This window comes from Bacteroides sp. CACC 737, from assembly GCF_013874375.1.
Classification (GTDB): Bacteria; Bacteroidota; Bacteroidia; order Bacteroidales; family Bacteroidaceae; genus Bacteroides; species Bacteroides uniformis.
In genome coordinates this window covers 320,459-342,832 of the sequence record NZ_CP059408.1, presented here as the reverse complement: position 1 = coordinate 342,832, position 22,374 = coordinate 320,459, and the positions used below count along the sequence as shown (strand labels likewise).

The 22,374-nt window shown below is 45.7% G+C and carries 13 protein-coding genes; 2 read left to right on the top strand and 11 right to left on the bottom strand.

Translation table 11 applies throughout. The annotated features are described in order from the left end of the window. Window positions 1-88 precede the first annotated feature (88 nt). Window positions 89-1,009, bottom strand: coding sequence for a FecR family protein (locus H1A11_RS01575; RefSeq protein WP_117588973.1), 921 nt, complete (start codon window positions 1,007-1,009; stop codon window positions 89-91). A 218-nt stretch (window positions 1,010-1,227) separates the two neighbouring features. Between H1A11_RS01575 and H1A11_RS01570 the strand changes: the two genes are divergently transcribed. Next, complete coding sequence (locus tag H1A11_RS01570; protein WP_117588972.1) at window positions 1,228-1,782, top strand: RNA polymerase sigma-70 factor; 555 nt, start codon at window positions 1,228-1,230, stop codon at window positions 1,780-1,782. Between the two features lie 58 nt (window positions 1,783-1,840). On the opposite strand, the gene H1A11_RS01565 is transcribed toward H1A11_RS01570, so the two are convergent. The 10 genes from H1A11_RS01565 to H1A11_RS01520 form a co-directional block, all read right to left on the bottom strand. Beyond that, on the bottom strand, window positions 1,841-4,120 hold the full coding sequence (locus H1A11_RS01565) for a GH92 family glycosyl hydrolase (protein ID WP_117588971.1): 2,280 nt from the start codon (window positions 4,118-4,120) through the stop codon (window positions 1,841-1,843). Window positions 4,121-4,287: 167 nt separating this feature from the next. Next, window positions 4,288-6,270: a BT_3987 domain-containing protein gene (locus H1A11_RS01560; protein WP_117965952.1), complete on the bottom strand. Its 1,983-nt coding sequence runs from the start codon at window positions 6,268-6,270 to the stop codon at window positions 4,288-4,290. A 38-nt stretch (window positions 6,271-6,308) separates the two neighbouring features. After that, window positions 6,309-7,463 carry a DUF1735 and LamG domain-containing protein gene (locus H1A11_RS01555; RefSeq protein ID WP_117965949.1) on the bottom strand — a complete coding sequence of 385 codons (1,155 nt, stop codon included), beginning with the start codon at window positions 7,461-7,463 and terminating at the stop codon, window positions 6,309-6,311. A 9-nt stretch (window positions 7,464-7,472) separates the two neighbouring features. Next, window positions 7,473-8,486 carry a glycoside hydrolase family 18 gene (locus H1A11_RS01550; protein WP_117965946.1) on the bottom strand — a complete coding sequence of 338 codons (1,014 nt, stop codon included), beginning with the start codon at window positions 8,484-8,486 and terminating at the stop codon, window positions 7,473-7,475. 22 nt (window positions 8,487-8,508) lie between these two features. Beyond that, a complete protein-coding gene (locus tag H1A11_RS01545) occupies window positions 8,509-10,098 on the bottom strand; it encodes a RagB/SusD family nutrient uptake outer membrane protein (protein WP_181757632.1) in 1,590 nt (529 codons plus the stop codon). 11 nt (window positions 10,099-10,109) lie between these two features. Further along, window positions 10,110-13,496, bottom strand: coding sequence for a TonB-dependent receptor (locus tag H1A11_RS01540; protein WP_117965940.1), 3,387 nt, complete (start codon window positions 13,494-13,496; stop codon window positions 10,110-10,112). 303 nt (window positions 13,497-13,799) lie between these two features. Beyond that, window positions 13,800-16,076 (bottom strand): GH92 family glycosyl hydrolase, encoded by a 2,277-nt coding sequence (locus tag H1A11_RS01535; RefSeq protein WP_117965937.1) that lies wholly within the window; start codon window positions 16,074-16,076, stop codon window positions 13,800-13,802. A gap of 65 nt (window positions 16,077-16,141) precedes the next feature. Further along, entirely contained in the window at window positions 16,142-17,131 is a 990-nt protein-coding gene (locus H1A11_RS01530) for a FecR family protein (RefSeq protein WP_165491389.1), read from the bottom strand. A gap of 11 nt (window positions 17,132-17,142) precedes the next feature. Beyond that, window positions 17,143-17,736, bottom strand: coding sequence for an RNA polymerase sigma-70 factor (locus tag H1A11_RS01525; RefSeq protein WP_117601122.1), 594 nt, complete (start codon window positions 17,734-17,736; stop codon window positions 17,143-17,145). A gap of 11 nt (window positions 17,737-17,747) precedes the next feature. Continuing rightward, a complete protein-coding gene (locus H1A11_RS01520) occupies window positions 17,748-19,979 on the bottom strand; it encodes a GH92 family glycosyl hydrolase (protein ID WP_181757631.1) in 2,232 nt (743 codons plus the stop codon). Window positions 19,980-20,153: 174 nt separating this feature from the next. On the opposite strand from H1A11_RS01520, the gene H1A11_RS01515 reads away from it, so the two are divergent. Beyond that, window positions 20,154-22,166 carry an HAD-IA family hydrolase gene (locus H1A11_RS01515; RefSeq protein ID WP_181757630.1) on the top strand — a complete coding sequence of 671 codons (2,013 nt, stop codon included), beginning with the start codon at window positions 20,154-20,156 and terminating at the stop codon, window positions 22,164-22,166. Window positions 22,167-22,374 lie beyond the last annotated feature (208 nt).

Genomic DNA, 22,374 nt, shown 5'->3' with positions numbered 1-22,374 from the left:
GGAAGAAAGCTGTGGGGACAGTTTTCTTCCTTTTTTGTTTTTGCTCTTCTTATGCTATATCATAGGCTCTTTATGGTTTTAAGGGTTACTAATATAAGTTTACTATAATCCTAGCCTTCGTAAGGGTATCGTCTGCCTGCTGCGCAGCATCTTCCACCCTCCACTTCAAGGCTGCCGACTTTGCCAGATAATCCAAAATCTGCTGCAAGGTCTCTTTGTGGAAAGTCGCCCGGTACTTGTATTCCTTTCCCAACCTATTGTCAAACTCAATATCCACATTGAAATGCCTTGAAAGCCTTTTGAATATCTCTTCCAACGTCGCATTCCTGAAAATCAGCTTTCCGTCTTTCCAAGCCACCTTCTCGTAGACATCCACTTTATTTTTAATCCATTTCCGACTGTTCCGATTGTAAAGCAACTGCTCTCCGGGTAACAATTCCATTGTCTCCTGATTGGGGGTTACCACATTTACCTTACCTTTCTCCAACACCGTACCAATAAGTTCTTCATCCTCGTAGGCAGCCACGTTGAACTTCGTTCCGTATACATATACACTCAATCCATCCAGTGTGTTCACATAAAAAGGACGTTTCTTGTCGGCCTGCACTTCAAAATACGCTTCCCCTTTCAGTTCCACGCTCCGATTGTCTTTCCTGAAAACTATGGGATAACGCAAGGTACTTCCCGCATTGAGCCACGCCACCGAATGGTCAGGAAGCTCATAACGGATGACCGAACCTTTGGCAGCCGTGACTTCGGCGTAGCAGTCTACCGCTTCCGGTCCACTGAAATATAAGTAGCCCAACGTCAGCGAAATCATCAGCAAAGGTAACGTCAAGAATGCGGCATAGCGCATCAAGCTATCATACATCTGCCTACCCCGCTTTTTCCTTATCAACTGCTGTGTCCGTTCAAAAGCTTTGGCCACATCAATTGATTCCATTTCCCGGATATCATCTCCCAATGCTTGTGCTTTCCGAAACAATAAATCCGAATCTAATTTTTCCATAATCTCTAAACCTTATAACCTATTTATAATTGCAATTACATAGATAATACAATCGGGAAATCAAAAAGGGACAGCTAAAACAAAGTTTTTTCAATTGGGTCCTTAATAACAAAATACTACTTGCCTATTGCCACAGCTTTGTTCTTTTAAATTTCAAAAAGAACCTTTTATTTGACTTTCTTATTGTATATTTGCCTTCGAAATACTGTAGATATATTATGAAACTATCTCTTAATGAACAAAGCAAGAAACAAGTATTCAAGCAGCTCTACGAGGAGTACTATGCCCCCTTCTGCTTGTATGCCAAGCGTTTTGTTGACAATAAAGAGACTCGCGAAGACATTGTTTCCGAAGTATTCGCCTCCCTATGGAACAACATGGACAACTTCGAGATAGACCCGAAAACGATATTGGGTTACCTCAAGATGTGCGTGAGGAACAATTGCCTGAACTACCTGAAGCATCAGGAATATGAATGGAATTATGCGGAAGTCGTCAAAAAGAAAACCCCTGTCTACGAAACGGAACCGGACAGTGTATATACCTTAGACGAAATGTACCGGATGCTGTACGGTACCCTGAACAAGCTTCCCGAGAGCTACCGCATTGTCTTCATCGAGAGCTTCTTCAAGGGAAAAACGCATACAGAAATAGCGGAAGAGCTGAACCTTAGTGTGAAGTCAGTCAACCGCTATAAACAAAAAACATTGGAATTTCTGCGCAACGAGCTAAAAGAATACATGCCGTTGCTGCTGCTATTCATTTCCCGGTAGGACTCCACCTTATTAAAGGTATTGCTCATCAGGGAATCTTGTGAGCATAATAATCCATTTACTCTTCCGGCTTCAGCGGTTCGCTGCCCATAGTCAGTTCCAGTGTACCGCCGTCCACTATATCCTGATGCGTAAAGAATGGAGTCTCCAGCTTATTGCCGTTCAGCACAATGCTCTGCACATACTTGTTATCGCGGCTATTGTTGTGGGCTATCACCTTGAACGACTTGCCGTCTTTCAGATGAACGGTCGCCTCGTTGAACAGCGGGCGTCCGATGGAATATACCGACTTGCCGGGGCATACCTGATAGAAGCCCATCGCATTCAGAATGTACCATGCAGACATCTGTCCGCAGTCTTCATTGCCCGAAAGTCCGTCGGGGTTGTTGAAGTAAAGCGTATGCAGCACCTCATCCACAATCTCCTGCGTACGCCAGGGCTGGCCTACGTAGTTGTAGAGATGGGCAATGTGATGGCTCGGCTCATTGCCGTGAGCATACTGGCCTATCAGACCGGAAATATCCACCGAAGTCGATTCACCTTCCAGCTTGGAATCGGCAGTGAACAGAGAATCCAACTTGCCGATGAAAGCGTCGCGTCCTCCCATCAGTTCTACCAATCCGTCTACATCGTGGGGAACGAACCAAGTCCACTGCCAGGCAGTGCCTTCGCAATAGTCATCGTTACGGTGATTGGATGCGCGGGGGTTGAAAGGCGTACGCCAGTTGCCCTCACTGTCCAGTCCACGCATGAAACGGGTACTCGGATCGAAATAAACTTTATATCCCTCGGCAAAGGCAGCATACTTGTCGCGGTTGACTTCGTCGTCCAAGGCACCTGCCAGTACAGAGATGCACCAGTCATCGTAAGCATACTCCAGCGCTTTTGCCACGGACTCATTGTCTTTGTCGCAAGGCACGTAGCCAATCTTGTTCTTCCAGTACTTGGCCTGCGGCATCAGATGCGGCACAACCAAAGGATGCGTGATAATGCCCGTCGTATCGTATTCTGCCGTACGGAGGCAAGCCTTATAGGCCTCCTGCACGTCGAAGTTACGGTATCCCTTTACATACGAATCCGCTATGAGGGAAGCTGCATGATAACCAATCATGGTACCCGTATAGTTTCCGGCCAGTTCCCACATAGGCAGGACGCCGCCCTCGCGGGACTTCTGGATGAGCGAACGGATGAAGGCCTCGTTCAGTTCTGGATCGATAATCGTCATCAGCGGATGATAGGCACGGAAAGTGTCCCATAAAGAGAAAATGGTGTAGACAGGCTCGTCCACCCTGCCTTGATGGGGCTTCAAGTCCATACCAAAGTAACGTCCGTCGGCATCGGTAAATAAGTTGGGCTGCATGCCCGTGTGGTAAAGTGCCGTGTAGAACATGGTACGCTGGTCGTTGTCCTTCGTATCGATGTCAATCTTGGAGAGATAAGTGTTCCACTGCTGGCGGGCAGCACGGCGCACACCGTCAAAATCCCATCCGGAGATTTCGGCTTCCACATTCTTGCGGGCACCGTCCATATCCACGGCAGACACACCTACCTTTACCAATACCTCCTCATTGGGCTCCGTCTGGAATTGCAGTAAAGCTTTAGCTGTAGGCAGAAGCGGACCGCCTTCGTCCAATGCCATGGAGTCCGTGACCAGCGTATAGGTAAATGGTTTGGAGAACTTGGCGTAGAAGTTGATATACTGGTCGAAAGCCCAATATACAGTCTTCTTGCGTCCACGGATTTCAGTATCGCTGATTACTTCCAGCTCCATCTGTTCATTCTTCTGGCGCTGAATGCTATAATCCAAGTCGAGGATAAAGCCTGCATCTTCCGCTTTCGGGAAGGTATAGCGATGAATCGCCGCACGTTTGGTAGAGGTCAGTTCGGCTTTCACCCCGTAGCGGTCCAAAAATACGGAATAATATCCCGGTTCGGCTGTTTCATTCTCGTGGGAAAAGGCAGAGGCGTACGCCATCTGCTGGCTCTTCGAGCCCATAGAGTGGTAATCCTGCCGCCCTACAGTGGGCATCAGCAACACATCCCCGTAATCGGCACAACCCGTACCGCTGACGTGAGTATGTGAAAATCCGTTGATAGTAGTATCTGCATAGTAATATCCGGAGCAGGCATCCCACTCGTAGATACGCGTGTCGGGGCTGGGCTGAATCATTCCGTTGGGAACTACCGCTCCGGGATAGGTATGCCCATGTCCGCCCGTACCGATGAACGGATTGACGTAAGACGCATAGTCCGGTGCCGTCTGGGTACAGCTGCAAACCGCCCCCAGCAGAAAAAGTCCGCCCAACAGTATGGAACTAGATTTCATGTTTTTCTTCATATTGTTTATTGTATAAGTAAGTGTATAGCTTCATAATAGAATCTTGTTATATGAGAATGCTTGAGGAGGGCCGCCCCATTACTTTGAGCAAAGCCCTCCTTTGTTTCATGTATGAAAAGGTTCAAGCATCCATTTTTCCGAAACCTCAGTTTACGGAAAACATGGCATCAGCGTACCTTCTTCATCGTATAGTTCTCACTCACGAAGTAAGGAACATCGGGGAAGATGTCGTTCTCAATCTCACCGCCTACATACTTATAAGGGTTGATAGCCCATCTGTTGCCCAAACCATAGATACGCATATCACCGTTAGGAGCAATATCGCCATCCATGGAATAATTATCATACTTAGGATATGCTTTCCACTGGAAGGCATTACTATAAGTACCGAAATGCATCTTGTAGGTAGCAGGGTCTTCAGCATCGCCCTCATGAATGGTTTGCGGATAGATGAGCAGTGCACCGTTATAGTAATCGCAATGCATCGGATACTTACCGGTAATTTCGGGGAAAGTACCCCAGTTGTAAACTACATATCCGGTACCTTCTTCATCTTTCTCTATAATTACATTCTTCTCAAAATCCTGACTGCCTTTCCAATCCCACCAGCGAGGATTGCCTTCTTCATCCACATAGGTAAAGAGGGAGTTACTGGAAGTTACTTTCCATTCACCGACCAAATCTTCATAGCCCATCATCTTTCCTTGATAAGCTTCACCAGTACGGTTCCAGTACTTACCGCTCCACTCCACTTCATCATCAAAAAGTACTTTACTTATTTCCGAAAGCAGCGTATAATACTGATACATCAGCGGTTTGGGATTGTAGAACATCTGAATGCCATAACCTTCATCTTTCACTTTTTGGAATTTGCTCTTGTCAAATCCATTCCAACCTCCGTTCAACTCATCATTAATCTTCCAAGGCAGCGGAGCATACTTGGATTTGGGCAGGTTCTCAAAATGAGACGCTTCACGGCCAAAAGCTCCATTAGGATTCTGATTCTGGTAATAACCATAGGTCATATAGTCCACAATATCACCAACTTTCACACCTTCTACCTCGCCATCGGGAGAATCAAGCGAACCATATTCATACACACCGATCAGTTTATCTCCAAATACCTGGCGGCACTCATAAACCAAACGTGCGAAGTTGGCACGTGAACGTTTTTCGAAGCCGGGACTGGGGTTGGAGTTGTTGTAACTGGTGTACTCATCATCAAAGTCAATGCCATCCAAACCATAGATATCCAAATAAGCCTTCAGTTCCTTGGCAAAGTCTTTGGCGGCAGCTTCAGAAAGGTTACCCATACCGGCCTCATCATGGTTGCCAAGAATAGTCATAGCCACCTTAATGCCCTTAGCCTGCAAAGGACGGATGAACTTATCCGCATTTCTCAGCAAGAAAGAAACCTGGTCATTGCAAAAAACATGTACGCGACCGGTCTTGCTATCCACATTGATATTGGCAGCAAAAATGCTGACTACATCAAAGAAAGGCTTTCCGTCGCTCTTCATGGTATATTCACCCATATTCAAGATGTTCTCGTCATTTACTTCCACAAAGCAATGTGTAAGTATATCACCCTTACTGATACTCTCAGGAATAGCAGCCAAAGGCTTTACCAAGTAAATATATTCCTGATTGTTTGTAGAAACTTCCACACCGTTATTGGCAGATGCAGAAACGGCAACAGCATAAGTTTGTCCGATTGTGCCTCCTGCATTGATATTCAGTTCCACAGAAGCCGACTTCTGTTCGCCCGCCTTGATAATGACAGTTCCACCGTTCGCCAGACTCAACTTATCGGCGGGATACATTTTATAGCTTGTTCCATTCTTCTTATTATAAGCTTCCAAAACGTCTTCGTCCACTTTGAAGGTCACCGTAACATCCTGCTCTGCAGCTTTGCTCAGTTCAAAATAGAGATGTCCGGTAGCAACCTTGTCGCCAAAAACGGAAATCGGAGTAAGTTCACGTGCACCAGCGGCAGACTTTACATAACCATACACGCCATCCACAGTATCCAGCTTGTCGCTGTTGCCGGTGTTGATGACAACATCATCTTCACAACCGGTAAAGCATATTCCTGCACATGCAAAAGCCATTGCCAGCAAGCCTGATTTTACATGATTCATATATTTCATAATCAATATCTTTTTATTTGAATTAAGGTATAACTAAATTATTTGGCGGGCAGTTCCACAGCAGTCCAAGTCAATGGTTCAACTGCAGTAGCATTGTTCTCATTTCCGCTATAGTCATGAATGGCAGTACCGGCACCTTCATCGAACTTCCAGTAAGAAACCAGTCCGTCAGCATCCGGATCTACCTGGTAGAAGTGGTCCTTTGCATTGATTTCTGCTGATGTCAACACCTTGTTCCAGATACGTACCTCTGAGATGTTACCTTCCAACCAGCGGTCACGATTGTATGAATGACCAATCCAGAATCCGTTACCTTCATCAGTCATAGTCTGCCCCCAGTTCACAGCACCGCAGTCCAAAGTAGTCTCCAACATATTCTTACCATTGATGTAAACTATAACAGTTTTTGCATCCGCATCGTAGGTCACAGCTATATGTGTCCATTCATTTGTCGGAATAGCCAGACTCTCATCAGTCACATTGCCACTGCTTGTAGCCACCTGCAATTGGTTCTGAGGAATTCCGGCATCACCGATACGGAGCAGGAACTTGCCTTCGATACCCATAATGGAAGTCAGCATCTTGTCGAACTTGCTTACGCGAATCAACGCTTCTGCCGTCAGTTTATTCATATTATTGGCTACATCCGGATTGGTCCAAGTTACGTAAACCAGATTCTTGGTAATATCAGGAACCGTATTAATCAATGCAGCACCCTTCAGCACGTAGTACATAGTACCGGAGCTCTTCAAGACTCCGATACTTGCCTGGTCTACCGTAACCGGCAATACATATACCTTCTCACGGTCCAGTTCCGTCAAGTTCTTGAAGCTGACAGTGATGTCATCTGAAATGACAGCACCGGCCAAAATGGTAGCCTGCGGAGTTTCTACCGTATAATAATTTTCCGGCAGCGCCTCGGCTGTGTCATAATAGGTGGCGTTATAAGTAGCTACCAAGGAAGGGTCCGCCTTCAAGGAAATAGTTATGTCCCGTGATTCAGGGCGAGCCATTGAAATCCGGAATGAACCTTCCGTATCGGAAACTGTGTTTTTCAACAACACAGTGCTGGTCATCGCCGAGCTGTTGATATACACCTGATTATCGAAATTCTCAACGTCATTATCATTACAAGCAGCAAATACACCTGCCAATAATGCCATCGATACTAAATATATACTTTTCAGTTTCATGATATTCTTTTATTTTTTAGGAGCAGGATTCATAATATTGATAGCTTCTCTCACGTATTGGTAGGTATTGGTTGCATTGTAGTAATCATTCTGCATGTTCTCAATAGCCAAACCAGCTTTTATAAACTCAGCAGACGGCTCTGTCACCCAATAAGCGGCTTCCGACAGAGCTCTCAAAGCATTGTAATATCCGGTAGTCTTATCAGTTGTATCCAGAGAGATGGTAGATGCCGATACAATGAAGCGGTCAGCCGGAACACCGTCTGCCATCAAGGCCTGAAGCGCTTCTATCCCCAGTTGGGCAACATCCGTGACATCATTTGTAATCAAGATGATATGGTCACAAGAAGACAGTACAGACTGACCTATCAGGTTGGCAGGATACCCCTGGAACACCAGCTTCTTACCCGAATTGGCGCTCTTCCAGTTGGCTATCACACTGAAAAAGGTATCTTGATTTGCCTTTGCTTCAGCCTTGTCAGCTTCGGACATGTAGATAGGATTGCTGCCGCGATATTCAGCAACAATGCCGTCGAAAGGAGCTTCCAGAGCAATCAATCTGTTCAACTCAGCAGAAAGATAAGCCGAGAATGTGGACGTTTCCGTTCCTTCCTTCACCTTGTCGGTATGTTCCTTCAAGATATTGTCATAACTGATAGAGTAGAATACTTTTGTTCCTTTCTCGTGTACACTTACAATGTCTTTCAGTTCGAATTCCACTAAATCGGGAGTAGTCACAATAATTACGTCCAGACTGTCAGGCACATCTGACATGTGTTGCCCACGACTGAAAGGAACTTTCTCACTATTATCAAACCAGCCGTACACAATCTTATGGTCAGAATTCTTATATTCCTGCAAGTTCTTCAGATACTTGGCATACAATTCGGGAGACTGTTCGTCGATTCCGGGTTCTGCCAAATTGATGCTTTCTGTATCTGTCCAGTCGGAGCAGGCAGACAATGCCAATACGGAAAAAGCTGCCAGCGCAATTCCTTTAAATGATTTCTTATATAATTTCATAATTATTCAGCATTTATTGTTATTATTTACGTGCCCACCATACATCAGTAGCCATGTTGTCCGGTCCACCCAGATAATTGCTTACTGCATCCTGCACGTTTTCAGTATTATTTGTATATTCTTCAGAAGGATAAGGCATGCGACGTGCACCTTTCTCGCTGTCAACAATTCCATTACTCTTATTGCCTTCGCTGGTTGCAGGCAACAGTTTGGGATAACCCGTACGACGGTAATCAGCCCAAGCCTCGTTGCCTAACGGCCAGTTAGCAATCCATTTCTGAGTAATGATACGCTCCTGCTTTTCCTCTTTGGATGCTCCCTCATTCCATTTGATGGTAATGTTTGAAAGGTTCTTTTCATACGTATTAAGACCAGCAGGATCCTTATAAAGGGCAGGGACACTGCTTCCATCAGCCAGATAACTATCTACCCCCGTAGCTCCCCATTGTTCAAAAGAAAGGCGGACACCTTGTTCATAAAAATCAGCCGCAGTTCCTTTCATGCTGAAACCATAGACTGCAGTAGCTTCAGCGCGCAAGAAGGCAACTTCCGCTGCATTCATCCAAAGCACAGGGTCTGAAGAGGAAATCTTCACCCGTGAATAATTTATGAAAGATTCCCTCGCTTTGCTGAGATCGATACCACGGCGTAATCCTACATAAGACTCTCCCTCCCATTTGGATTCTTCAAAATAGCTGGCGCGGCGATTGTCATTGTAACCGTTCATGTAACAGATGATGTCAGCAGCAGGATGGGTATCACCGCCTGATGCTTCTTCATTATAACGCACTGCCATAAACAGCGGGTTGCTGATTGTTCCGAAATACTTCCATGTAGCATTGTCTGCATTTGTTTCAATCAAGCCCAGTTCATGATTCACTGCGCTTTCAGCCATCTCTTTGGCCTTGGCAGGACTTACATTGGCAATGCGAATAGCCAGACGCAACTTCAACGAGTTGGCAAATTTCACCCATTTCTGTACATTACCGCTGTATACGAAGTCTGCAGAAGCGACCAACGCCGCGTTTCTGTTCTCGGTCAGCACCTCAATGGACTCGTCCAGTTCCTTGAAGAATGCATTGTAGACTTCTTCCTGCGTATCATAAGGAATAGTTATCTTGCCATCCTGACCAATCTTGGAATAAGGGATGGGACCGTATGTATCAGTCACGCGGCTCATGGCAGCAACCTTTATGATTTGTGCAATAGCATAGGGAACCGGATTGTTGGTATTCTCCGATACTTGTTTCACTGTGCTCAAGTTAGCATATAATGTCGAGATGATACGGTCACTCATCAAGAATACGCGTGTCCAGTCATTCGTAGCATTAAAATTGGATATTGTATTGGACCAGCCGGCATTTGAATCGGCAAAATAACCTCCCAACGGTCCGCCCAACAAACAATCGGTAAATTGTGCCGTATTGACGTCTGACGAAATAACCGTACTTGCCAAGTTACTCATGGCAGAACCCAGTGCATAATCATCGGGAGTCAAATCGCCCGGTTGATAAGGATTGGAATTGATATCCATATAATTGCCGGTGCAGGACATAAAGCCCATAACCAATGGAGCAATAATCAATTTATTTATTATATTTCTCTTTTTCATATCGTTTGGTATTAAAATTTAAAGCTCAAGCTAAAGCCGATGTTACGCAAAGCCGGCATCATGAAATAGTCGATTCCCTGATAGAAGTTATCGGTAGAAGCCACACTTTCTGGATCGAAAGGAGCCTTGCTGTAAATCATCCATAAGTTGCGGCCTACCAACGAAACCTTGATATCACACACATCGTTCAACAACTTTTTGGGAATAGTGTAACCCAAGGAAACTTCCTGCAGGCGAACGTTGGTAGCAGAGTAAGTATAGTATTGGGGAACAGCTGTACCACTACCGACTACACCATACCATGTTTCGGGATTTACCTTGTCCTTGCCATTCACCAATACGTAACCTAAATCACGTGCATCCGCAGAAGCCTCAGACACACCATAGTAATCCAACATGGCTTGTGTACGTGAGTAGACCACACCACCCAAACGGGCTGAAATCAAAAAGCCTGCTGTGAAATTCTTCCAGATGAAGTTGTTACGCCAAGCCAAATTCCCCTTAGGAAGTACACTTCCCAATTTGATGTATTTGTCAGGATCGGTAATGGTTTCCGTAGCAACTGCTCCGTTCTGGTCTACAAAAATCTGTCCATTGGCATCACGCTTCATATCTCTCAGAGAGTAAAGGTCCCCCATGCTTCCTCCCTCTTTCAGCAAGAAGCGGGCATCACCTAAACCACCCATATTCAACGTGCTCAAAGAGAACAACTCACCGGTAACGGGGTTGATGGCTTTGTCTGCCAGTGTCAAAATCTTATTCTTGTTGCTGGAAAAAGTTATACCAGTATCCCATGTAAAGTCCTTCCAAGTATTCTTATAGTTCAGTGACAACTCAATACCGGAGTTACGTACGGCACCGGTCTGGATATACAAAGCCGACCAACCGCTGACAGGCAACTGCGGATTGAATGTCTGATTCATAGTCTTGGCATTGTAATATGTCACATCCAATTCAAAATTTTTGAGGAAACGCATGTTCAAACCGATTTCCCAAGAATTGGTACGCTCAGGCTTCAGATTATACAACGGATATTGAGTCGTGATACTCCATTGACCGGAACTTGAATTCCATTCGTAGTGAGGATTAGCCAAGTATCTGGAGAAAGCACTACCAACAGATGCCCATGAACCACGAACCTTTATAAAAGAAAGATAATCTTTGTTCAAGTTAGGCATCAGTTCAGACAGTACAACAGAACCACCGACTGAAGGATAAAAGAATGATTTACTGTTGGAGTTGGGACCTGCCAACTGTGAAGGCCAGTCGTTACGTCCGGTCAGCGTCAAGAAGTAAGTATTCTTGTAACCAAGCTCAGCCGAAGCGAAGAGAGACTGAGTCTGTTCACGCCATCCCTCCTGCAAGCGCTGTGTCTTGCTGGCACTCAGGTTCTGGATAGCAAAGTAGTTGGTTAGACCTACCGGTTCACCACCGAAAGCATCACCACCGTCAGCAATCGGACCACGTGTTTTCATTGCATCCGAACGTATATCGGAGAATGAACCACCGACGTTGGCCTGGAGTGACCAGTCTTCACCGAAATATTTGTTGATACTCACCAGGAAGTCAGCATACAACTGTTTGTCCTGCGTCTTAGTAATACCATAAAGACCTCGTGAAGAACTCTCGGTGAGCTGAGTATTGGTAGAAGCATAAAACTTTTCTGTATAGTCATTATTGGAGTTATCCAAACGTACACGTCCTGAAACAGTCAGCCAGTCCAGAATCTTATAGCTCAAACCGGCATTCAGCATATAGCGATCCTTCTTGTTCTGGCGCAAATTGCGGTAGTTAATCCAATAAGGATTCTGCATTACCATACCTTCGTCCCCTACCGGCCAATATTGCGTATAAATCTTACGGGCAGCGTCATAGCGCTCATACATGCTGATATCCGACCAGTCGTTGCTGCGCGGGAACAAATAAGCACCCACCAACGGGTTATTGTAGGTACCCTGGTTCGTCATGTTCTGGTCATTCTGCAGAATATAGCTTGCACCGAAGTCCAAAGTCATCTTGTCGTCCAAGAAAGTAGTGGTATTACGTACCGTGAAGTTGTAACGGTTGTATTTGTTGTTGGGAACAATACCCTTAGAGTTTACGGCAGCAGCCGATGCATACGTCTGGTTTTTTTCTGTACCAGTTGACAAAGAGATGCTTTCCGTCCCTACAATACCCGTCTGGAAATAATCATCTTTCGGACTGTAATTGTAATTATTGGCTGCAGACAAAGGAGCTCCCCAGCTCATGGCTCCTGAAGTGCTCATCACACCACCGGTTCCCGTACCATACCGGTTTTGGAAGCTCGGCATCACAAACGGATTGGTGAATTCAGTATTGCTGCTGACAGTAAGACTCACCTTACCTTCTTTACCTTTCTTTGTAGTGATGACAATGGCACCGTTGGCAGCTTCCGAACCGTACAAGGCAGCAGCGGCGGCGCCAGTCAAGACCGACATTGACTCGATGTCTTCCGGGTTGATGTCAGCAATCGGTTCTGAAGATCCCTGGGAGTCGAACTCCTTACCTCCGGCAGTACCACGGCCAGAGAAAATAGGCACACCGTCAATTACATAAAGTGCATTGGAAGACTGCATGATGGATTTCGTACCACGCATCACTACCTTTGACACGCCACCCACACCGGATGAAGAAGCATTGATATTCACACCTGCTACTTTACCACTCAATGAGTTCACAAAGTTGGCGTCTTTATTGGAAGTAATGGCATCTGTATTCACCTGCTGTACATTGTAGGACAATGCCTTTTCCGAACGCTTGATACCTAGGGCAGTAACCACAACTTCTTCAAGCTGTTGGGTATCTCCGGCCATCATCACATTAATCGGTGCATTACCTTTCACGGGAATTTCCTGCGTAGTATAACCGATATAAGAGAATACGATCACCGGATTCGCTTCCGTAGTGGTCAACGTAAAGTTACCGTCGAGGTCGGTAATGCACCCGTTGCTGGTACCTTTTATCAATACATTCACACCAATCAGAGGTCCCATGTCATCTGACACGACTCCGGTAATCGTCCGTTCTTTCCCTTGTTGGTTGCCCTCTTGAGGAGCAGCAGACTTTTCAGAAAGATAAACGATGTTATCCTCCACTTTATAGGAAATGTCTTTCCCTTTGAGAATAACATTCAAAGCATCTTCTATAGACGCATTGTTCACTTTGACGTTTTCTACCGGCAACGCAGCCAGTTTGTCGTCATAAAAAAATTGATACTTGGATTGAGACTTGATTTGTTCAATGACTGTCCTCAATGTGCCGCGAGACACATTCAGGTTTAATTGGGCAAAGCCCCACTGGATAGAAACTGCCATGAACAACAAAACTAATAAAGCCCGCATGAACGTCGAACTCCGAAAAGCATAATTGTCTTTCATAAACACAATTTATAGGTTATACAATAAATTACTTCGAGAGATTCATTCTCTCGCATTCCTATATAAAACAACAGACAATGAAAATACACTTACTGAAAAAGTATCTTTTTTATCATTAATCCTAAAAAAAAGAGTTACCCCGAAAATAAGTTGATATATCATTTTGCTCAATATTACTAACGAAGTAAATAATTATTTCCACCTGATTCAAGAAAAACACCTATAATACAGATAGTAAATAACAAAATGATATATCAACTTATTTTCGAGGCAACCCTTTTCTTACTATATTATTACTATTCTTTACTTCTTCAGTTCATTCGAGAAAGAATAAGGATAATCTTCCGGCTGCGTACCTCTCTTCATATTAGGCTGGCTGCCCATATCAAACCTCAAGGTACCGCCATTCTGCAAATTGCCATGCGTCAGATAATTCCTGGAATAATCCACGCCGTTCACCTTGAGAGACTCGATATACATGTTCTCCGGTGAGTTATCCGGAGCGTCAATTGTCAGGGACTTACCGTTCTCGAAATGGAGGGTAGCCTTACGGAACAGAGGGGCGCCCAGTACATACTCGTCCGTACCAGGGCAAACCGGATAGAAACCAAGTGCAGAGAAGACATACCACGCGGAAGTCTGACCGTTGTCCTCGTCACCGCAATAACCGTCGGGACCGGCAGTGTACATGCGGTTCATTACCTGACGAAGCCAATATTGGGCCTTCCAAGGCTCCCCGGCATAATTATAAAGGTAAATCATGTGCTGGATGGGCTGGTTGCCATGGGCATAGTTACCCATATTCATCACTGTCATCTCACGGATTTCATGGATTACCTGGCCGTAATAGCTGTCATCGAACAAGGGTGGAACAATAAATACAGAGTCAAGCATCTCCACGAAAGATTCCTTGCCACCCATCAAGTCTATCAGACCTTGAGGGTCGTGGAATACAGACCAGGAATAGTGCCAACTGTTACCTTCAGTAAAGGCATCACCCCACTTCAATGGAGAGAAAGGAGCCTGGAACTGGCCGTCTTGATTACGACCACGCATCAGCTTGCTTTCCTTATCAAACACATTCCTATAGTTCATGGCACGTTCCGCAAAGAGTTTCTGCTCCTTCTTCGGACGGTTCAACTCTTTTGCCATGCGGTAGATGCACCAGTCATTATAAGCATACTCCAAAGTACGGGCAGTGTTCTCGTTGATTTTCACATCGTAGGGAACATAACCAAGCTTATTGTAATACTCATAGCCGAGGCGACCCGTAGAAGAGACCTCGGGATGGACATTCTTTGTACCGTTGATGAGACCTTCGTACAGCGTCTGCACATCCTCCACCTTCACACCTTTCAGATAGGCATCTGCCAGTACGGAAGCAGAGTTGTTGCCAATCATACAGCCACGGTGACCCGGACTTGCCCATTCGGGGAAGAAACCGCTTTCCTTATAGGTGTTGACAAGACCTTCCTGAATCTGCCTGTTCACTGACGGATACATCAGATTAAGGAATGGAAAGAGACAGCGGAAAGTATCCCAGAAACCGGTATCCGTATACATATAACCGGGCAGCACCTGACCATTGTAAGGGCTGTAATGAATAGGACTTCCCGCCTCATCCAGTTCATAGAATGCACGGGGGAATAACAAGGAACGATACAAACATGAGTAGAAAGTACGGTACTGGTCAAGGGTTCCGCCTTCCACATCAATACGGCCCAGCACCTTGTTCCAGGCATCCTGACCTTTCTGAACCAATGTTTCCAAATTGTCATTGCCAAGCTCCTTCAAGTTACGGTCAGCCTGCTCAAAACTGATGAAAGAAGAGGCTACACGGGCATGTACCACTTCACCCTTGCGGGTTTTGAAGCCGATAACAGCACCGGCGTGTCCGGCTTCCTGCTCAACCTTATTCTCGGTCAAGACGCCATCGGCTACAGACGCCTTATAAGTAAAAGGCTTGTCGAACTCTATCACGAAATAGTTCTTGAAGTTCTCGGGAACACCGCCGCTGTTACGGGTAGTATAACCGATAATACGATTCTGTTCCGGAAGTATCTTCACATAAGAGCCCTTGTCAAAGGCATCAACAACAACGTATGAATGATCATTTTCAGGGAAAGTGAAACGGAACAATACGGCACGGTCGGTAGGGGTGAACTCGGTAACCACATCGTGTTCGGCAAGATATACCTTATAATAATGAGGAAGTGCCACTTCGCCCTTGTGGGAGAACCAGCTTGCACGCTTCTCCTCATCAAACTCGGGCTTGCCAACCACCGGCATGATGGAGAACTGCCCGTAGTCGTTAATCCAGGGACTGGGCTGGTGTGTCTGCTTGAAACCACGGATCTTGTTCGCGGTATAGACGTATTGCCAGCCGTCACCCATCTTACCAGTCTGAGGAGTCCAGAAGTTCATACCCCAGGGACGTGCGATCGCAGGATAGGTATTACCGGTGGAAAGCTCGAAAGTAGACTGCGTGCCGACAAGAGGACTGACATACTGGGTAAAGTCCTTGGCATGCAGCCACAAGGAACTGCTCACAAAAAGAAACAATAGGATTAATTTTCGCATAATATTAGAAAGTTGTTAGTATTAAATAAATTCTTCTCGTCATATCTCGGATTTGTGCGGCCTTCCTACTTCATTGAGGAGAGGAAAACACTGTTCCCCACAATTTTATACTCCAATGGAATGGCATTCTTTATCAGATTCAGCACAGCCCCCACACTCTCTTTTTTCTTCAGTGTACCCGAGTAGGTCTTGCTTACATCTATGTTCGGTGCCAGAATTATCCTCACCCCATACGAATTCTCCAATGTACGCGCAATGGTGTATAGGTCAGCCTTCTCAAAGACAAACTCATTATTGTGCCAGTTTTCGATTCCCGTATCCACCTGCTTCACCACCAGACGCCTAGTCATTCCGTTCAGCTCGGCTTTCTGTCCGGGGGCAAGGATAATCATACCCTCGCCATGATTGCCTTTCACCTCTACTTCGCCTTTCAGAAGGGTAGCTACTGCAGACATCTTAGCCTTGTCAGACTTGAGGTTGAAAACAGTTCCCAATACTCTGACCTGCATGGCCTCACTCTGTACGACAAACGGTTTTTCCGGATTCCTCATTACCTCAAAATATCCTTCTCCTTCCAGATAAACCTTTCTTCCCTTCCCTGCAAACTCATACGGATATTTCAAGGTAGTATTTTTATTCAGCCAGACTTTTGTGCCATCCGGCAGTTTCAATTCCTTAATCTTATCATGAGTGGTGACAGCCAGTAATGTTTCCGGCTGGCTATAAGTCTGATAAAAAAGATAGCCGAAAGTACCCAAAAGGAAGAAGCCCACAAATACGGCCGCATACCGCATCCATCCAACCATCCTCCGTACCTTGTATTGTTTCGTCTTCTCTTGTTCCAACCTTTTAAACAATCGCTTTTCGACCTTTTCTATGTCTTGTGCATTCGAAGTATCCCCCAGTCTCCCCAAGTGGTAAATCTCCTCCAGCCTGAACAATTCGCGTGCATTCTCACCCGACCCTTCCAGCCAGGCGTTCACCTCACGAAGTTCATCTTCCGTACATTCACCCATAAGGAACTTGGCCAATATCTCCTCATTCAACTTATTCATTCTTTCCTTCATTATGATAATAAAACAACGCTGCTCGCAAAAACACTTACTTTCCCGATGAAAAACAGAGCCAACATCAGGTTCAGATACCCCAGTTTATCGCGCAGCAACTTCAAAGCTTTGTACATGTGAGCCTCCACCGTACGCAATGACACTCCCATCGTATCAGCTATCTCCTTATTCTTCATATCATGCAGATAGCTGAGTTTGAATACCATCCGGCACTTGTCCGGCAATTCATTGATGGCATCGGACAGCTTCCTTCTGAGTTCGGCATCCTCTATCCGTTTCACCACATCATTGCTGTCGGGTTGATAGAACTCAACCCTCTTTTTATGGATTTCGAGCATGACAGCCTCATAGCCACTTACAATGTCCCGATGCTTCAGAACGTTCAAGGCACGGGTATACACCGCCCTATACAAAAAAGCCTGAATCTGCTCTCCCACCTTCATGGTATCTTTCCGCTTCCACAGCTCCACGAAAACATCCTGCACCACATCTTCCGCATCTTCTTCCCCCACAATGCGTGTGGCGTAGAACAGCAGATTGGTATAATACCTGCGGAAAAGGGATTTATATGTCAAGTCGAAATGTTCATCCATATTTTAGCCGGTTATCGGGGGCTGTACCATGCATCACCTGGCTTATCCCCCATTTCAAATTCGAAAACACTTCCATCCATTATCTGTTCATGCGTAATATAACTTTTGTCATAGCTCTTACCGTTGAGTTTGACAGATTGAATGTAGCAATTTTCCTTGCTCACCGCCGGTGCCAGTACCTTAAAGGTCTTTCCACCAGGCAGGTGCATCTTCATTTCCGGATATAGGGGGGTACCGATTTCATATTTTCCGCCAACCGGGTCTACCGGATAAAAGCCCATCGCACTGAACACATACCAAGCAGACATCTGTCCGCAATCCTCGTTGCCACACAAACCGGCAGGAGTGTTCAGGTAGAGTTCATGCATCACCCGGGCTGCATATTTCTGGGTTTTCCAAGGTTGATCCACAGCATTGAACAGATAAATGACGTGATGGCTAGGCTCATTTCCATGCGCATACTGGCCAATCATTCCGGTGCTGAAAATAGGCAGCTCATCATCTGCAGAAGAATTATAGGTAAACATACTGTCCAGCTTCTGGGCAAACCGTTCCTTACCTCCGGTCAAAGCTATCAAGCCGTCAATATCCTGCTGTACAGACCAGAAGTACTGCCAGCCGTTGCTCTCGCAGATGTGCGGAGTATAGTCGTCCGGCGAGAAGTTCCGGATAAACTCTCCCTTGTCATCACGGGGCTGCATGAAAGAACTTACCGGATTGTAAACATTCCGGTAATTACGGGAACGCTTATAAAACTCGTCCGCTACCTCCTTATCGCCCAGTTTCTCTGCCATACGGGCTATACAATAGTCATCGTATGCATATTCCAGTGTTTTAGAAAGTGACCAGTTTTCCGAATTATACTGATCCGTCACATTATAAGGAACATAAGCATATTTCTTATATAACCCAATGCCACGATAAGAATCGATATTGGCAGTAGCTACACAAGCCTCCAAGGCCTTTTTCGCATCGAAGTCCCCAATACCTTTCAGATAGGCATCTACAATAACTGGTACAGAGTGGTAACCTATCATCATATCTGTCTCGCTCCCCTGAAAATTCCATACGGGAAGGCGACCGTTCTGTTCGAAGAAGGCGAGGAAGGACTTCACCATATCGTTCACCCGTTCCGGCTCAATAAAGGTATAGAGAGGATGAGCCGCACGGTAAGTGTCCCACAAGGAGAAAGTACTGTAATTTGTCCAGCTCTCCGCACGGTGCACTTGCTTGTCGGGACCGTAATAAGCACCGTCCACATCACTGTAAATGGTAGGAGCAATCATCGAATGATACAAAGCCGTATAGAACTTGACTTTCTCATCACGGTCATCGCATTTTATTTCTATCCGGGACAATTGTTTGTTCCAATCATCCTGCACAGCTGCCAGGTATTTGTCGAAATCATCATCGGGTACTTCGGCTGCCAAATTACGTGCCGCCCCTTCCATACTCACACCGGAGATGGCAGTACTAACAAGAATCTGTTCTCCTTCCTTAGTCTGAAAGTCGAATCGTGCAATGACGGATGTCCCTATCCGCTTGCCATCTTTCTCTATGGCAGCTGTATCGAGCTGCATCACAACAAACGGTTTGGAGAAACGGGTACGGAAGTAGAGGCGCTGGTCGCGTGCCCAACCGTCAGAGTAACGGTAACCTTGCACCGTTACCGAATCGACGACTTCTATGTGAGAATCATTGGTAAAATCCCAATTCATGGCTTTCCGCAAATTCAGGAAAACGGCAGCATCGGCTTTGGGGAAAGTATACCGCTGAATGCCACAACGCTCGGTGGCCGTCAACTCTACATTGATATTATAATCTTTCAGACGCACCTGGTAATATCCGGCGCTTGCCGACTCTTCCGAATGAGAGAACAAAGAGTGAATGCCGAGCGGAGCTTCCGCCTCCTTATAAGGCAATGTCACCGGCATAAAAGAGATATCATACAAGTCACCAGCGCCGGTTCCGGAGAGATGGGTATGGCTGAAGCCTGCAATGGTACTGTCTGGATAAAAATATCCGGAAATACGGTCCCAGCCCGGCAGTCCGTTGTCAGGACTGAGTTGCACCATGCCAAACGGTGCCTGGGCACCCGGATAGGTGTTTCCAGTAAAATCTGTACCGATAAAGGGGTTCACGAACTCTGTATAAGACATACTCTTCACATCCGACACTTGTGGGGTGCATGCCAGAAAGGATGAAAAGACCACAAACAAACAACAAGATTTTATCAAATTCATAACATTATAGGGTTAACGTGTATAGTATAACAACCTAACCGGATAAAACACTTACACATCTTGTCACTTTTTCAACAGAATTCATGCAAACAAAAGTAATACAAAATTCCGATTAATCCTCTTTTTTATTTTGTAAAAATATACTTTACACTATCTTTGCCACAAAAAGTCACAATGAATTACACGACCTATCTTTTCGACTTTGACTATACGCTTGCTGATTCTTCCCGCGGAATCGTCACTTGTTTCCGCAACGTACTGACCCGTCACGGATATACAGAGGTTACAGATGACGACATCAAACGTACCATCGGCAAGACTCTGGAAAACTCTTTTTCCATCCTCACCGGCGTGACAGATGCCGGACAACTGGCAGGATTCAAGGCAGAATACCGAAAAGAGGCCGATACGCATATGACTGTCAATACGGTGCTTTTCCTGGAAACCAAGTCTGTACTGACTGCACTAAAGGACTCTGGCGCCCGCATCGGAATCATCTCGACCAAATACCGATTCCGCATCAAGGAACTCCTCGACCAGCATTTTCCTGAAGATTTTATAGACATCATCGTGGGTGGTGAAGACGTGAAAACCGCCAAGCCATCTCCCGAAGGGCTACTCCTTGCCATTAAGCGGCTACATGTCAGCAAAACCGATACCCTCTATATAGGCGACAGCACGATAGATGCGGAAACAGCCCAAGCGGCCGGAGTAGACTTTGCCGGGGTCACCCACGGAGTAACCACTGCCAAAGAATTGGAAAAGTACCCACACCGGAAAATAATGAGCACTTTGGAAGAACTGCTGGCAGTTCAGGAGGAGCATCCCTCCATATTCAAGATTGAAAGCCCCATCCGACCGGAAAATATGTATGCCACTTCTCCCCGGAAACAGAAAAGGATAAATGCCTGGCAAATCCTCCTTCTATTGACACTCTTTTGGTTGGCTATTGAAGAGCTGGACATGACCGACGACAGCAACTTCTTCCCGGTTGTCTTCATACTGACATTGTGGGGCATCCTCCAAAAAAGAAGGATACTGCCCAACAAAGCAAGAACTTTCATCGACTCATGGTGGCACCCCTACGCAGTACGCCTGCGTGCATTCCACATCAAGCTGATACAAGGAAGGAAAACTCCTCCTGCGAGTACCGAAACCTGCACTTGCCTGAATTGTGGCACCACCTATACCGGCAACTACTGTAACCGTTGCGGACAAAGCCGAAACACTCCACGTTACCGGCTAAGCAACGCCCTTAAAAACATTGCCGGAGGCTTCTTCAATATAGACAATGGTTTTGGACGTACCCTTCTGGAACTCCTCTACCGTCCGGGATACATGATTAGAGACTTCATCGGTGGTAAGCGTATAGAGTATTTTCGCCCGTTCCAGACACTCTTCATTCTTGCAGCTCTTTATATCATGGCTGTGCAACTGGTAGACCCGGAAGCTCTGAGCAAAAAAGCAAAGACGGAAAAGACAGAGCAGACAGACAAAGAAGAAATCATTGCCGCTAAAGAGAAGCTTACCCAAAAGATGGAGAAAACCTATAGCAAAGAGGAAAAGCGAGCCCTCGCCATCACTATAAAAAGCCTGGAGAAAAGCCTGAACAAACTGGAAGAGAAGAACGACTCCACTTCTGCCACACAGGTATCCGAATCGAACAGCGATGATGGCGACCTCATCGATGAGTTTGTAAACGACACCTCGGAGGTGGGAGACAGACTGGAAAAAGTCTTCCAGAACTCTCCTTTCCTAATGAAAGTATGGAATCTGATGAAGAGCTGGGGACACGGAAACAAAGCATTCCGCATCATTGCCACACTGCCTCTGTTTGCACTTGCTACCCAACTTGCCTTCCGACGCCGGAAATATAAGTTAAACTACAATACCACGGAGCATGTATTCATACAAGCCTACATAGCTTGCCAGATACTCCTGCTAAGCATCATCGTGCTGCCTTTCAACGGGTGTGCAAAGGTAGACGATTTGTATGAGCTGCCTTTATGGCTTATTTTCGTCCTATTCTGTTGCGATTACAAACAATTGTACCGCTGCACCTGGTGGAGAAGCTTTTGGCGCACTATCCTCATGCTGACTTACAGTCTTGTGCTACTCGTCATATTTGCATGCCTCGTCATGGCACTAATGCTGGCCGGTATCTATGTACTGAAATTCATCTTGTAACAACAACCATCCCTACATAAATTGTCTCTTCTTGATGAAACAGTTTTTCTCCAATAGGCCAAAAGTACAATCTGCACTAAAAGAATAAAAAAGCAAAAGAACATTTGCCCATTTAGAATAAAAAGAGTACTTTTGTGCCCGATTATTCCGCACCGGGTTCGACCAAGTGCTTTCTAAGTGATTAGAGACCACCCGACGGAGCTAACTT

What these genes read in the sequence shown, in the direction of transcription:
- H1A11_RS01545 (WP_181757632.1), bottom strand. Translation starts at nt 10,098, where the DNA reads ATGAAAAAGAGAAATATAATAAATAAATTGATTATTGCTCCATTGGTT.
- H1A11_RS01530 (WP_165491389.1), bottom strand. Translation starts at nt 17,131, where the DNA reads ATGAATAAGTTGAATGAGGAGATATTGGCCAAGTTCCTTATGGGTGAA.
- H1A11_RS01525 (WP_117601122.1), bottom strand. Translation starts at nt 17,736, where the DNA reads ATGGATGAACATTTCGACTTGACATATAAATCCCTTTTCCGCAGGTAT.
- H1A11_RS01570 (WP_117588972.1), top strand. Translation starts at nt 1,228, where the DNA reads ATGAAACTATCTCTTAATGAACAAAGCAAGAAACAAGTATTCAAGCAG.
- H1A11_RS01540 (WP_117965940.1), bottom strand. Translation starts at nt 13,496, where the DNA reads ATGAAAGACAATTATGCTTTTCGGAGTTCGACGTTCATGCGGGCTTTA.
- H1A11_RS01550 (WP_117965946.1), bottom strand. Translation starts at nt 8,486, where the DNA reads ATGAAATTATATAAGAAATCATTTAAAGGAATTGCGCTGGCAGCTTTT.
- H1A11_RS01565 (WP_117588971.1), bottom strand. Translation starts at nt 4,120, where the DNA reads ATGAAGAAAAACATGAAATCTAGTTCCATACTGTTGGGCGGACTTTTT.
- H1A11_RS01535 (WP_117965937.1), bottom strand. Translation starts at nt 16,076, where the DNA reads ATGCGAAAATTAATCCTATTGTTTCTTTTTGTGAGCAGTTCCTTGTGG.
- H1A11_RS01555 (WP_117965949.1), bottom strand. Translation starts at nt 7,463, where the DNA reads ATGAAACTGAAAAGTATATATTTAGTATCGATGGCATTATTGGCAGGT.
- H1A11_RS01515 (WP_181757630.1), top strand. Translation starts at nt 20,154, where the DNA reads ATGAATTACACGACCTATCTTTTCGACTTTGACTATACGCTTGCTGAT.
- H1A11_RS01560 (WP_117965952.1), bottom strand. Translation starts at nt 6,270, where the DNA reads ATGAAATATATGAATCATGTAAAATCAGGCTTGCTGGCAATGGCTTTT.
- H1A11_RS01575 (WP_117588973.1), bottom strand. Translation starts at nt 1,009, where the DNA reads ATGGAAAAATTAGATTCGGATTTATTGTTTCGGAAAGCACAAGCATTG.
- H1A11_RS01520 (WP_181757631.1), bottom strand. Translation starts at nt 19,979, where the DNA reads ATGAATTTGATAAAATCTTGTTGTTTGTTTGTGGTCTTTTCATCCTTT.